The sequence below is a fragment of the Comamonas sp. C11 genome, assembly GCF_024496285.1.
In the GTDB taxonomy this organism is placed as follows: Bacteria; Pseudomonadota; Gammaproteobacteria; order Burkholderiales; family Burkholderiaceae_C; genus Comamonas; species Comamonas testosteroni_F.
The window spans coordinates 1,852,697-1,864,668 of sequence record NZ_CP101743.1; the positions used below are offsets into that span (position 1 = coordinate 1,852,697).

Consider the following 11,972-nt stretch of genomic DNA (forward strand, 5'->3'; position numbering starts at 1 on the left):
TCAGCCGCCAGACTGATCTACCACAGCGACCAGATGCAGCGCACCGAATCCGGCAAGCCGGCCACGCGGATCACCGGCAGCGGCTGGCCGGCGACAAAGCGTGGCAGCTCACTGATCACAGCACGGGCGCGTGGGTCTTCCATCGTGACCCATTCCAACACCGGGTTCTCATCCGCCGTGCGGGCGTCAAAACAAGCCTGTGCCGACTCGCTGCCGTCCGCCCACTTCACTCGCCACGCCTTACCAACCTTCGTTCTGACACTGGGGGTCCGATGAGCCACGGTAATCGTCGTCCTTTACGAAGACCGCGGGTAGCGCAGGAGTGATTGATTTTTGTGCGTTAGAGAGGGCCTCGCTGCCCAAAAGCCTCACGCGCAAACTCTAAGAAGCTGCGCAGTTTTGGAGTCATTCTTCGGTCAGGGGCATAGAGGATGTGCATTGCGGTATTCGGCACCGGGTACTGCGGCAACAGACGCACCAGTGTCCCATCGCGCAGTGCATCGCTAACCAACTCTATCGGTTGTAGAACCACACCTAGACCAGCTACAGCCGCTGCCAGCAGTGGATCACCTTGATTGATCGTTAATTTGCTTGTAATAGGAACATCTATACGCCCCTCCGGGCTGTCGAAGCTCCAGTGTGAGCGGCCATCAGAATAGGTAAACCCCAGACACTCCTGCTGCTGTAGATCCCACGGATTGATGATGGGAGGGCGACGTGCAAGATAGGACGGCGCAGCGCATAAAACCATCTGATAGGGCTCCAGTGGCACTGCCTTCAACCCACTGCTCGCCAGCTCGCCGATGCGAAATACCACGTCGTAACCATCATCAACGATATCGACCAGTTCGTTCGATAACGTTAGGTCAACAGACACCTGAGGATACCGAACCATGTATTCCAGCAGGCGTGGCGAAAGCGTGCGAATTCCGAACGTGACCGGCGCGTTGATGCGAAGGCGGCCGCTTGGTGTGCCCCGAGTGAGGGCAGCCAGGCTTTCGGCAGACTGCATGTCTGCAAGGATCAGTTTTGCTCGCTGGTAGAACGCCCTGCCGAAGTCGGTGAGGCTTTGCCTGCGCGTAGTCCGGTGCAGAAGGGAAACACCGAGATGTTGTTCGAGCATTTTCACCTGTTTCCCTACCAATTGAGGGGACAGATTCAGGTCGTCCGCAGCGGCGCTGAATGAACCCAGCTCAACTGTTTTGACGAACGTGGCCATCTGGGTCAGGCGATCCATTATAAACACTCTGTTTCTAGTAATACGCCATCGTAGGCCTTTATCTAGCGCCAATCAATGACTAAATTTTCGTCACCTTTCGAGTGCCCGGATACCTTCCGGATGTACGTCGAGGCCCATTGATAAACGAGGTATCTATGATGGCACGCATTGTCAGAATTCATGAATACGGTGACGCCAGCGTTCTGAAGCTGGAAGATCTGAAAGTGTCGGCACCAGCAGCAAACGAGGTGCAAATTAGTGTTAAAGCCATTGGCTTGAACCGAGCCGAAGTGATGTTCCGCAATCACGCATACCTACAAGAAGCGGAGTTCCCCAGCCGCTTAGGCTACGAGGCCGCAGGCGTTGTAACTGCAGTTGGGAGCGACGTAACCGAGATCACGATTGGTGACTCGGTCGCTCTGATCCCACCTCTGGATATTGCTCGCTGGGGCACCTACGGCGAGTTGGCCAATGTACCGGCCCACCTGGTGGTAAAGAGCCCTGAGAACTTGTCCTTTGAAGAGGCTGCGGCGTCTTGGATGCAGTACGTCACCGCCTGGGGGGCATTGATTGAACAAGCGAAGCTACGGCAGGGCGATTTTGTCATCGTTACCGCCGCGTCAAGCAGTGTTGGCTTGGCCGCCTTCCAAATGGCTCGTATGGTCGGCGCCACATCGATTGCGATCACACGAACTCACGCGAAGAAGCAAGCCCTACTTGATGCAGGCGCTGCGCATGTCATCGTCAGCGATGAAGAGGATATCGTCGAGCGTGTTATGACGATAACTGCCGGTCAAGGCGCTCGCGTTGTATTCGATCCTGTAGGCGGGCCGTCCTTTGAACCTCTCACGCAGAGCATGGCACGGGGCGGGATTTTGCTGGTGTACGGCGCACTTAGCTCTGAACCGACACCATTCCCACTGTTTACCGTGCTGGGCAAAAGCCTGACTTTGAAGGGCTATCTCTACGCAGAGATTGTGGCCGACCTTGAAGCCCTAGAGAGAGCGAAGGCTTTTATTCTGCAAGGGTTGAAGTCCGGTACGTTGCGCCCGATCATCGCAAAGACATTCGCACTTAGCGACATCCAGGATGCCCATCGTTTCCTTGAAGCCAATCAGCAGATCGGCAAGATCGTGGTAACTGTCTGACCAGCAATTATGGGGCTGAGAGCGGTAATCCTTCGGCCCCGATTCAAGCCAGCCCTGATGACCGCTATTGGCCGGTTTGTGCCGGTTGCATCAGGCCGGAATCAGCCAAAAGCAACCGCTCGAGAGGCCTCTAGGGAAGCGGGATCTATGCTCTGCCTGAGGGCAGTGTAGTGGCGACTATCAGCGGGTGCAAAGTGGCTACTGAGCATTGCTTACCGATCAGCCAAGGGGGCGGGTGTTCCGGATGGGCTCCCAGTCTTTTGGCGTCTCGCCCGTGAGTTAGAGCCTGATTCGAGCGTCAAGTCCTGGCCGTTATGGATAGCTCTTCATAACGGCCAAAAGCGGACGATTGCTGGCAGGTATTCAAGCTATGTCCCCAGGCCCTGGGGAAATAGCTTGGGGTTTGAGAAAGCCTGTTTAAGGTGGTCGTACACCAATCGCACCCGCTTCGATACAGGACCCTGCTGCGGGCGGTATATGAACAGATCCCATGGCGCTGGAGCGAGATCAGCCAAAACAGCAACCAGCTTTCCTGACCGCAGATGAGGCTCAGCCAGATAGGCAGGAATTTGGCCAAAACACATGCCTGCCAGGGTGGCTTCCAATTCCGTATCTGGATCATCACAGATAAGAGCTGGCTGCCTGGGCGTGAACGTTTGCCCGTCGGCAAATAGCCAAGGCCAAGGGCGGCCATTTTTCCGGTCGATCAGGACTGAAAGTGGCAGCTTAGCTAAGGCATCCAAAGATTTAGGTAGTGTCTTTTGGCCTATGAGAGACGGGCACGCGACAACGTAAAACGGCACGGGAGCTAAGGCACGTGCAACGTAGCGCCGGTCGCGAATAACCCCCACCCTGATACCAATATCGATATGCGACTCAACAGCATCAGTCATCTGATCTTCCAAGCGGAGATCGAATTGCAGGTCAGGATGTGCAGCGGCCAGGGGCTGAAGAAACGGTATTAGGAAGCGCCTGCCAATAGCATGTGGAGCCGTAATCCCCACCCTGCCTGACAGCTCAGGCTCCGTCCTGTGCGACCGGAATAGCGTATCGAAATGATCCAGAGCTGACCTGGCATCTTTGGCGTAATCCTGACCGAAAGCAGTGATGCTCACCTGGCGGGTATTGCGGTGGAACAGTGATTCGCCAAGCTCAGTTTCCAGGGCTTGAATGGCTCGAGTCACCCCTTGTGGGGAGATGCCTAATCGAGTTGCCGCTTCGCGGAAGCTACCTGCCTCTGCTGCTGTGCAAAAAACCCTAACCATCTCCATGCGGTTAAGCATGTTGCCCCTCCCATTTATTCCATTTTCAGGAATAGCATAATCCAATTATTTTCATTTATTGAGATCAATCATGGGTCTAAAGTATGCGCACTGCCAGGCTAACCAGCCATGGCGAAGCCCCGAAGTACAACCCCCCCCCGATGAGGTTCTCAGCATGAGCAATAATATTTCTGGAAAAGTTGTCGTTATCACCGGTGCCAGCAGCGGCCTGGGTGAGGCTACTGCACGCCACCTTGCTGCGCTTGGCGCTCGCGTAGTGCTGGCTGCACGTCGCAAAGATAAACTCGACGCATTGGTGGCTGAGCTGACCAATGCAGGTGGTCAGGCAATCGCGTATCAGACCGATGTCACCTCTCAGGAAGAGGTCAAAACACTCATTCAAGGTGCCGTGGACACCTACGGTCGCATTGATGTACTGATCAACAATGCCGGACTGATGGCGATTGCACCGCTCAGCGATACTCGCACTGACGAGTGGGATCGCATGATCGATATCAACATCAAGGGTCTGCTGTACGGAGTCGCGGCTGCATTGCCAGTCTTCCAGAAACAAAGCAGTGGTCACTTCATCAACATCGCATCGGTTGCAGGCCTGAAGGTGTTCAGCCCAGGTGGCACCGTGTACAGCGGCACCAAGTTTGCTGTGCGGGCTATCTCCGAAGGACTGCGTCACGAAGTCGGTGGCAGCATCCGCACCACGACTATCGAACCGGGCGCCGTGGATTCCGAACTGAAATTCGGCAGCACCCACCAACAGAGCCGCGATTTCGTGGTGGACTTCTACAAGCATGCAATTCCCGCCGAATCCGTCGCGCGAGCTATCGCCTTCGCAATTGAGCAGCCTGCTGACGTGGATATTAACGAGATCGTTCTGCGCCCAACCGTGCAGGAATTCTAATGAGTTGAGGGCCTGTCTCTTCGGCGTCAGGCCCCGCTTATCTGGAGTGAAAAGCGGTGAGTGCCACATGGCCCGGAAGAAAAGGAGCAAGCGCTCGATGCAGGTGCTGAATGCCCTGCAATTCTTCAGCAGCTTGCGGCTGTTCGTGGAGCTGTCAACGGATTGATGGCAACGGTTCTGGAGAGCTATCTAAGGGAAGAGTTTCCCAGTAGCGAAATCAGGAGCGATTCGCAGAACAAGTCCATTGACGAGACCATCTCCATCGTCCGCTCCTACCTGCGGTAGAGGTGTTAATTTCCACGCAAAACTGACCCGCCATTTCCATCTCAAACTGACCCACTCCTTGACTTGAGCCGTAAGGCTCAAGATGTGGATTAGGTTTTGTTTCTCTCCTTCTTCATGGGCGGTTGTTGGACTGCACTGCTGTGCTTGAAGCGGTAGCTATCGTTGCCTGTTTCCAGAATATGGCAGTGGTGGGTCAGGCGGTCCAGCAGGGCCGTGGTCATCTTGGCATCACCAAACACGCTGGCCCATTCGCTGAAGCTCAGGTTGGTGGTGATGACTACGCTGGTGCGTTCGTAAAGCGTCGAGAGTAGATGAAACAGTAGCGCACCACCAGATGAGCTGAAGGGCAGATAGCCCAGCTCATCGAGTATCACCAGATCCGTATGCACCAGCCTGTGGGCGAGCTGTCCGGCTTTGCCTTGCACTTTCTCTTGCTCCAGGGCATTAACTAACTCAACAGTAGAGAAGAAGCGCACCCTTTGACGGTGGTGCTCAATGGCCTGAATACCCAGTGCTGTAGCAATGTGCGTCTTGCCCGTGCCAGGTCCACCGACAAGCACCACGTTGTTAGCCTTCTCGATGAACTCACAGCGATGAAGGCTGCGTACCAAGGCTTCATTGACTTCACTGTGTGCGAAGTCAAAGCCTGCCAGATCTCTGTAGACCGGGAACCTGGCGACCTTGAGTTGATAGGCAATGGAGCGCACTTCTCGCTCAGCACTCTCGGCCTTGAGCAGTTGCGACAGTATGGGGTGTGCTGCTTCAAATGCTGGTGAGCCTTGCTCTGCAAGTTCTGTCACGGCATGGGCCATGCCAAACATCTTGAGTTGGCGCAGCATGATGATGATCGCAGCAATGGCGGGGTCATGACGCATGGCGCACCTGTCGGAGTTGGTCATAGCGCACGACGTTGGCTTGTGGCTCAACGATCAAGGCCAAGGCTTGGGGTGAATGGATGGGGTCAGGCTCCGGTGTTCCATCAATGAGGCGGTGCAAGATATTGATGATGTGGGTCTTGCGGGGTGCGCCATCCTCCAGTGCCAACTCGACAGCGGCCAGGACGGCTTGCTCATCGTGCTGCAACACCAAGGCAAGAACTTCCACCATCTCGCGATCGCCGCCAGGTTGCTTCAGGAGCAAAGCTTGCAGTCGTTTGAATGCGTCTGGCAACTCGACAAACGGCGCACCGTTGCGCAATGCGCCAGGCTTGCGCTGCAATACGGCCAGGTAATGGCGCCAGTCATAAACCGTACGCCCAGAGCCTTGGTGATTGCGCTCAATGATGCGCGGGTGTTCGCAGACGAACTGACCTTCGGCCACGACAACCAGGCGGTCGGCATAAACCTGCAAGCTCACGGGCCTGTTGGCATAAGAGGCCGGCACGCTGTAGCGATTGCGCTCGAAGTGAACTAGGCAGGTGGGAGAGACTCGTTTGGCATGCTCGACAAAGCCGTCAAACGGCCGAGGCATGGGCATCAAAGTTGAGCGTTCTTGCTCCCACACATCAGCAAGTGAGCCAGGCAATTGGCCATGCGCAATCTCTTGCCATAACTGCTGACACCGTTGCTCTAGCCAATCGTTGAGGGCACTGAGTGTCGGAAACGCTGGTACAGATTGCCAGATACGATGGCGAGCGTCCCGAACATTCTTCTCGACCTGTCCCTTCTCCCATCCCGAGGCCGGATTGCAAAACTGTGCCTCGAACAGGAAATGGCTGGCCATAGCACTGAAGCGGGCGTTGACCTCTCTGAGCTTGCCACGGCCGACACGATCGACGGCTGTGCGCATGTTGTCGTAGATCCCCCGCCTAGGGACGCCTCCAAACACCGCAAAGGCACGGTTGTGGGCATCGAACAGCATCTCATGGGTTTGCAGGGGATAGGCCCGCAGATAGAAGGCTCGGCTGTGGCTGAGCTTGAAGTGAGCCACTTGCAGCTTGGTGCGTACACCCGCGATGACAGCCCAATCCTCGCTCCAATCAAACTGGAAGGCTTCTCCAGCGCCGAAGACCAGGGGCACAAAAACGCCTCGCCCTGATGTTTGCTCAGCCACATGACACTGAGCCTTCCACACTCTGGCAAAGGCAGCGACTCGGTTGTAGGAGCCGGTATAGCCCAACCCCTGCAAGTCCACAAACATCTGCTTGATCGTGCGCCGCTGCTTGCGAGAGCGGTTGACTTCTGTACGCAGCCAGCCTGACAGCTTGCTGGCGTAGGGGTCGAGCTTGGTGGCAATGGTGCGCTGTGCAAGTTGAGGTTGCACAACGTCGGAGCGCAAATACTTGCGGATGGTATTGCGAGAAAGCCCAGTTCTGCGGGCGATCTCTCGGATGGACAGGTGCTCACGCAGAGCCCAGCGCCGGATGACACTCAAAGTGGCCACGTCAATCACTCCTGGTCTCCTGCTGCACAAGAAAGCAGCAGGCTAGGGTTAATGCGTGGGTCAGATTGAGATGGAAAAACCGGGGGCTAGTGGGTCACTTCTGGGTGGAAATCAACAACTCTGCAATTCATGCTGAACTTTCATGAAGAGCACGGGTTTAAATGAAGCCTGCGGATGATGGACTTGCTCAGGGTTGTGTGCCGCAGGAAATTTCAATCCAGCGATAACCCAGGCGAATTTTCTGTTGTGCTTGAAGTTTGCGCAGTTCGACGTTGACTTTTTGGCGAGACGCTCCAACGGCATGCGCGAGATCACCTTGAGAGATGAGAAGCACGACATTGCCGTGAGCAGGCTTTCCGTTTTCCGCTGCTATGCGTTGCAATGTCGCCCAAACTCTCGCATTGAGTGTCTCCTCCGCCCTGATAAAGATCATGTCGAACAATTCGTTCACGCGCAGACTTAGTGCACGTGCAACTGCCAAAGATGCCAGAGCATCGCTTGCCAAAACCTCGAGCAAGGGCTGACTTGGCAAGATTAGAAGTTCGACGTCTCCGGCTGCGACAAGGTCTACCGGCACAGGCGCATTTCCCAACACCGAACTGAAACCGCTGATTTCGCCTGGTTCCATCCAGCGCGTAAATTGCTCGGCCCCTGCTGCGGTGTAGCCCACAGAGCGCAGACGTCCTGACAACACCACCAGCACGTGATGTGCAGAGTCACCTCTTTTCTGTACGACTTGGCCGTCGTGAAACGTTCGCTTGATGCCAATGGCACGAAGCCGTTGCATAGAGGGCTCAGGGAAGTTCGCCAGCCAATCCACGCGATAACGGTCACCCGATAGACGCCTAGGGAAGTCGAGCTTGGTGTTCATCCGAACATTGTCACCTGAGGCGCAATTCAATTGACTGGTCGATTTTTAAATCCGTTTGCATACCGATTGTCGTAACGCTCTCTCCAACGGAACGGATTCCCATGATTCGAAAAAAACTGATCGCTCTCGCTATAGCTTCTGTATCGGCGCTATCCACTTCGGCTATGGCTCAGTCCTCCGTCTTGCGCATACAGGACTATCCAGGCTTGGGCAACTTTCTAGTTCGTGTCGCCAATGCGAATGGACTCTGCGCAAAGCATGCCATCACGTGCGAATTGCGCAGCATTCCGCAGGCTCCGTTAGCAATGCAGACACTGCTGGCGGGAGATCTCGACGTCGCATTTACGCCTCCGGAGGTTCTTGTCCAGGCTGTGAACAAGGGAGCTGCAGTCAAAGCGATTGGCAGCGGAGCTCGCGGGCCCACATTCTTCCTCATGGCGGGAGCTGGCTTGGATACGCCCAATGCGGCCAAAGGATATCCGGCGATCATGCAGGATTTCAAAGGCAAGACAATCGGTGTTACAGCAAGAGGCAGCGCAGCCGAGTTCCAGTTGGTGAGCCTGCTCAAGGGGGCAGGGATGTCTGCCCAGGACGTCACGATTGTTGCGGTCGGCTCGCCCAACACAGCCTTTCCTGCGATCTCGCAGAAGCAGATTGATGGGCTGATGCTTTTCACCCCGATGGACGGCTTTTGCGAGGTGTCGAAGGTCTGCCGGGTGGTGGTTGACCCTCGCAAGGCGCAAGGTCCCAGTGATGTCCTGGAGACTAAAGGAGCCTCGATGCTGCAAGTCGTGCGTGATGAATTTCTTCAGAAGAATTCTAAGGCGATAGAGGGGTACCGAAGGGCCATGACTGAAGCGAGTGAGTTTGCGCAGAACCCCGCAAACTTTGCGGCGCTGCTCAAGATTGCGCAAGACACCTTCAAGATCAATGTTCCTAATGGAGACCAGATTCTTGAGGTCTCGCTGCGTAACTCTTTGCCCACTTTGCAATTTCCTGTAGACCCCAAAGCCTTCCAGGAAGCAGCGAGGTATATGCAACGTACAGGCCAGATCAGCAAGGTGGTGGACACCTCTACGCTGCTGGTGCAGTGAGCGGAGGCGATATGCCCATTCCCAACGCTCTTGCCTCCAGAGAGCCTGCGGTTGCCGTAGATGGCCTGCATTTGAGCTTCGACGGCAACAATCCGGTTCTGGCGGACATCTCTCTGAATATTGCCGAAGGCGAATTTGTCTCTCTCGTTGGCCCAAGCGGCTGCGGTAAGACAACCTTGCTCAATCTGTGTGCGGGCCTGGTTGAAAGCACGGGTTCCGGATCCATCAAAGTGATGGGTAGCCCTCCACGATCCGGTAATCCCCAAATCGGCTACATGCTCGCGCGCGATAGCCTCTTGCCGTGGTGTTCCGCCTTGGAAAACGCCGCCTTTGGCTCGAAGGTCAGAGGGCAAACCAAGAAACAAAGCCTTGAACGCGCACGAAAAATGCTCGCCGAGGTAGGCCTTGCAGAGCATGCCAATGCATTGCCGAAGGCACTTTCGCACGGCATGCGTCAGCGTACTGCTCTCGCACGGACATTTGCATTGGATGCACCGCTGCTGTTGATGGATGAGCCATTTGGAGCACTTGATGCGCAAACCAAGTTGCAGCTTCAAGATTTGCTTCTATGCCTCTGTCATCAGCACCGACAAACGGCTTTGTTCGTCACTCACGATTTGGCAGAGGCTGTCGCCGTTTCCGATCGTGTGATCGTGATGTCGTCCAGGCCAGGACGCATCATTGCAGACGTGCCGATTGACCTACCGCGACCTCGCTCAATTCGTGAATTGCAAAAGTCGCCACGTTTCCACGAACTCTTTGCGACTCTCTGGTCGCAGCTTGAATCGGGGTGGGTACACCATGAAGGCTAATCGACTGCAGTGGGTACTCTTGCACATCGTTTTCATAGCCTTGATGCTGGGATTTGCCGAGATCGCCTCTTCGCGCAAATGGGTTGATCCGACATTTTTTGGGCAACCAAGTGGAGTGTTGGCCTACCTTTGGGAAAACGTAAGAACAGCAAAGTTTTGGAGCGACCTGGGCTGGACTCTGACAGCTGTAGCCGCGTCTTTTGTTCTGGGCAGCCTGGCCGCATTCGCCGTTGGACTCATTTTTGTTCGCTGGCCTGCGATCGAGAGATTCGCTGACCCCTACTTCAACGCGCTCAATGTGATGCCACGTATTGCTCTGGCACCGCTGTTCATTCTGTGGTTCGGCCTTGGAATAGGCAGCAAGATTGCCGTTGGCTGCTCGCTTACCTTCTTCATCGTTCTCTCTGCGACTGTAGCTGGCATCCGCGGGGTAAGCCAGGACCACTTGACGCTATGCAGGACGTTGGGGGCGAAAGCCGGCACAACGTTCTTCGAGGTCACCTTGCCTGGTGCGGTCCCAGTGATCTTTTCAGGACTCAGACTAGGGTTGATCTATGCCCTGCTCGGAGTTGTCGGCACCGAAATCATCGCAAGCGAAAAGGGCCTGGGCCAAACCTTGGCCTATCTCGGCTCCACCTTCGATATCAATGGCGTCATGGCTCTCCTGCTGGTACTCGCATTGCTAGGGGTTGGCATCGTACGCTTCATGACCTGGCTCGAAAAACGCCTGCTGCACTGGCAGTAAGCAGTTCCCTCACTACCACCTGCTATCCCTGAAAGGCATTGAACATGGCCAATACCACACCCATGGAGTTGATCGATATTGCTAGCCGCTACAAGCACATACAGCCAGTCCCCAGAATGCCTAACTTCGCGGCTTGGATCGAAGGCGTTGACCTCACGACGCCTCTGACTGATGAAGTTAAGGCTGAACTTCGCCAGGCGTTGTTCGACTTCGAGGTCATCTTCTTTAAGCCGCAAACAATCACACCAGAGCAACACATCGCATTGGGACAGGTATTTGGACCGATCTCAAACGGCTCCTATTTCGACCGCAACGCGAATGCGCCCGAGATGGAAATGATCGTGTCCGACCGCGACCGACCGCCTGCCATCGACAACTGGCATACAGACATCAGCTGGAAACTCAACCCCCCATTGGGAACCGCGATACAGATCACAGTGACTCCTCCAGCAGGAGGAAACACTTGCTGGAGCAGCACCAGCAAGGCCTATGAATGGCTATCGCCCGGCATGCAGCAGTACTTGGAGGGGTTGAGTGCCGTGCACACCTGGGAGCAATCAGGCTTTCGTGAATACCTTGGAAAAAAGGGAGATGAAGCGCTCATCGCTGCAATCCAGGCGGGCAAGCCTGTCACACATCCTGTGGTTCGAGTGAACCCTGACTCTGGCCGTAAATGCATATTCGTGAATGCCGACTTCACCCGAAACATCATTGGAGTCGACCGCCATGAAGCTCGTGGAGTCCTTCACTTTCTGCTTGGCTGGCTACAGAGACCAGAGTTCATGGTGCATCACCAGTGGGAAGCTGGCGGCATTGCGATATGGGACAACCGGAGCACGCAGCACTACGCCGTCGCGGATTATTGGCCCCATCACCGGGTAAACCAACGAGTCACCTTCGATACACCGTCTTCATTGATAGCTCCCCCAGGTTCAAGCGGCCTGAACTAGTCAGCACGGGCATCCGAAAAAGTCTTCCGAGCGCTTGATGCCCTCGGCTATGGCGTCTTGCTCGCTGATGCCCTGCAGGCGTTCCACGCGTACTCCAGTGATTTCCAGCCAAATGCGTACCGCTTTCTTCGGCATGAGCAGACAAGGCGTGTATTTGACTCCGGAGGCTTTGTCGCTGCCGTCTTGATAGTCGGTTGTATAGATCAGCTCTTCGTTGCCGCAGACAGTGGGAGCGCGGGCGAATGTCTCGCGCACATAGATGCGGTCACCAGGTTGGCGCGTTGC

Annotated in this window: 14 protein-coding genes; 7 read left to right on the forward strand and 7 right to left on the reverse strand. The window is 55.5% G+C overall.

Annotation, left to right across the window (positions count from 1 at the left end; all coding sequences use genetic code 11):
• Nucleotides 1-17: 17 nt before the first annotated feature.
• Complete coding sequence (locus tag NOX35_RS08500; RefSeq protein ID WP_256496339.1) at nt 18-230, reverse strand: hypothetical protein; 213 nt, start codon at nt 228-230, stop codon at nt 18-20.
• Between the two features lie 110 nt (nt 231-340).
• Nucleotides 341-1,237 (reverse strand): LysR family transcriptional regulator, encoded by an 897-nt coding sequence (locus NOX35_RS08505; protein ID WP_256496340.1) that lies wholly within the window; start codon nt 1,235-1,237, stop codon nt 341-343.
• 140 nt (nt 1,238-1,377) lie between these two features.
• On the opposite strand from NOX35_RS08505, the gene NOX35_RS08510 reads away from it, so the two are divergent.
• Nucleotides 1,378-2,367 (forward strand): zinc-dependent alcohol dehydrogenase family protein, encoded by a 990-nt coding sequence (locus NOX35_RS08510; RefSeq protein WP_256496901.1) that lies wholly within the window; start codon nt 1,378-1,380, stop codon nt 2,365-2,367.
• Nucleotides 2,368-2,735: 368 nt separating this feature from the next.
• On the opposite strand, the gene NOX35_RS08515 is transcribed toward NOX35_RS08510, so the two are convergent.
• Nucleotides 2,736-3,695 carry a LysR family transcriptional regulator gene (locus NOX35_RS08515; protein WP_314354022.1) on the reverse strand — a complete coding sequence of 320 codons (960 nt, stop codon included), beginning with the start codon at nt 3,693-3,695 and terminating at the stop codon, nt 2,736-2,738.
• 109 nt (nt 3,696-3,804) lie between these two features.
• Between NOX35_RS08515 and NOX35_RS08520 the strand changes: the two genes are divergently transcribed.
• Complete coding sequence (locus NOX35_RS08520) at nt 3,805-4,548, forward strand: SDR family oxidoreductase (RefSeq protein WP_256496341.1); 744 nt, start codon at nt 3,805-3,807, stop codon at nt 4,546-4,548.
• 60 nt (nt 4,549-4,608) lie between these two features.
• Nucleotides 4,609-4,833 (forward strand): metal-sensing transcriptional repressor, encoded by a 225-nt coding sequence (locus NOX35_RS08525; protein ID WP_256496342.1) that lies wholly within the window; start codon nt 4,609-4,611, stop codon nt 4,831-4,833.
• Nucleotides 4,834-4,922: 89 nt separating this feature from the next.
• Here NOX35_RS08525 and istB read toward each other — a convergent pair whose 3' ends face one another.
• The 3 genes from istB to NOX35_RS08540 all read right to left on the reverse strand — a co-directional run bounded on the left by istB (nt 4,923) and on the right by NOX35_RS08540 (nt 8,086).
• Nucleotides 4,923-5,708, reverse strand: coding sequence for an IS21-like element helper ATPase IstB (gene istB / locus NOX35_RS08530; RefSeq protein WP_256493544.1), 786 nt, complete (start codon nt 5,706-5,708; stop codon nt 4,923-4,925).
• Nucleotides 5,698-7,224, reverse strand: a complete 1,527-nt coding sequence (gene istA / locus NOX35_RS08535) for an IS21 family transposase (RefSeq protein ID WP_256493546.1) — start codon at nt 7,222-7,224, stop codon at nt 5,698-5,700. The genes istB and istA overlap by 11 nt, the downstream gene beginning before the upstream one ends.
• Before the next feature lie 178 nt (nt 7,225-7,402).
• A complete protein-coding gene (locus NOX35_RS08540) occupies nt 7,403-8,086 on the reverse strand; it encodes a Crp/Fnr family transcriptional regulator (protein WP_182286336.1) in 684 nt (227 codons plus the stop codon).
• A gap of 101 nt (nt 8,087-8,187) precedes the next feature.
• Between NOX35_RS08540 and NOX35_RS08545 the strand changes: the two genes are divergently transcribed.
• Genes NOX35_RS08545 through NOX35_RS08560 form a run of 4 tightly spaced genes read left to right on the forward strand, consistent with a single transcriptional unit; the run spans nt 8,188 to nt 11,687 of the window.
• Nucleotides 8,188-9,180 (forward strand): ABC transporter substrate-binding protein, encoded by a 993-nt coding sequence (locus NOX35_RS08545; RefSeq protein ID WP_256496343.1) that lies wholly within the window; start codon nt 8,188-8,190, stop codon nt 9,178-9,180.
• A gap of 11 nt (nt 9,181-9,191) precedes the next feature.
• Nucleotides 9,192-9,992 (forward strand): ABC transporter ATP-binding protein, encoded by an 801-nt coding sequence (locus tag NOX35_RS08550; RefSeq protein ID WP_256496344.1) that lies wholly within the window; start codon nt 9,192-9,194, stop codon nt 9,990-9,992.
• Complete coding sequence (locus NOX35_RS08555) at nt 9,982-10,737, forward strand: ABC transporter permease (protein WP_256496345.1); 756 nt, start codon at nt 9,982-9,984, stop codon at nt 10,735-10,737. Before NOX35_RS08550 ends, NOX35_RS08555 begins: the two co-directional genes overlap by 11 nt.
• A 44-nt stretch (nt 10,738-10,781) precedes the next feature.
• Nucleotides 10,782-11,687, forward strand: a complete 906-nt coding sequence (locus tag NOX35_RS08560; protein WP_182286340.1) for a TauD/TfdA family dioxygenase — start codon at nt 10,782-10,784, stop codon at nt 11,685-11,687.
• Here NOX35_RS08560 and NOX35_RS08565 read toward each other — a convergent pair whose 3' ends face one another.
• Nucleotides 11,688-11,942 carry a hypothetical protein gene (locus tag NOX35_RS08565; protein WP_256496346.1) on the reverse strand — a complete coding sequence of 85 codons (255 nt, stop codon included), beginning with the start codon at nt 11,940-11,942 and terminating at the stop codon, nt 11,688-11,690.
• Between the last annotated feature and the right edge of the window lie 30 nt (nt 11,943-11,972).